Origin of the sequence: Tannerella forsythia (assembly GCF_003860135.1) — a bacterium.
GTDB lineage: Bacteria > Bacteroidota > Bacteroidia > Bacteroidales > Tannerellaceae > Tannerella > Tannerella forsythia_A.
Genome location: NZ_RQYN01000131.1, coordinates 1 through 1,072 on the forward strand (window position 1 = coordinate 1; position 1,072 = coordinate 1,072).

Consider the following 1,072-nt stretch of genomic DNA (forward strand, 5'->3'; position numbering starts at 1 on the left):
CTCCAAGTCTTCATTCTATCTCGAGATCTATCGGACAAGTCCTTTTCCAGAGGGATGATATCCGTGAACTTTTTATTAACCCGACGTATAAATAGCGTAATTTGTTGTTGTCGTCCTATGCCGCATATTCAATTGACTTATGTTTAAAGTACTTTTTCACTCTCTCGGGATTGTTTGTAAGCAAATCCATATGCTGTTTTACATTGTTTTGTAATATGTCTTTATTTTTAGGGGATTTCTTGGCTGACAGCCCTTGTTTCAAATCACAATTCAGGTATTCATCCGGGTTGATTTCAGGAGAATAGGAAGGCAGAAAAAACAATGCAATTTTGTCCTGATTCTTTCCCACCCATTCTTTTACTACTTTGCTGTGATGAACTTTAAGATTATCCAATATGAGATAAATTTTTCTTCTTGATGATTTGATTAATTGTTTTAGAAATTCTATTAATCGCTCTGCGTTCATTGCTTCCGAGTAAATCATAAACTGAACCTTACCTTGATTGGTGACGGCTGAAAACATATTGACCGAGAAGCGTTTAGACATACTTTTCTTTATAGGCGTTTTTCCTTTCGGTGCATAACTTCTGCCATGATTGCATTGGTTTTTTACACCTGTTTCATCACCCCAATAAATTTCCGCGTTTTCTTTTTTAGCTCTTTCTTTGATTGACGGATAATCCTCATTCAACCACTTTTGAACGGCCTTTGGACATTGTTTGTATGCTTGTTTCTTGGGCTTTTGAGGCGTAAAACCCCATTTCCTCAAATAATCCCCCATAGTGGTCTCGGCAATAGTTATTTGTAACTCCCGATCAACCAATTCTTTTACAGCTTTGCGTGTCCACAAGGCAAAGTTTAGTTTCAATTGATCCGGCATGGTGTCTGTTATCATCTTTTGGATAAGTAGCTCTTGGCTGTCGCTGAGGAGTTTCTTATCCTCTGATTTAACGCCACGTTTCTTGGCTATCAAACCCTTTTGACCCTCATGGTCGTAATCTTTACACCATTGACAAATAGTGGCCGGTCTAATACCAATTATTTGAGCAATTTCTTTTTGAGAACGACCTGA

1 protein-coding gene is annotated in these 1,072 nt (G+C 37.9%); it reads right to left on the reverse strand.

Annotation, left to right across the window (positions count from 1 at the left end):
• Positions 1-115: 115 nt before the first annotated feature.
• The coding region (locus tag EII41_RS13615; RefSeq protein ID WP_185711932.1) for an IS630 family transposase at positions 116-1,072 on the reverse strand (957 nt) is incomplete at its 5' end.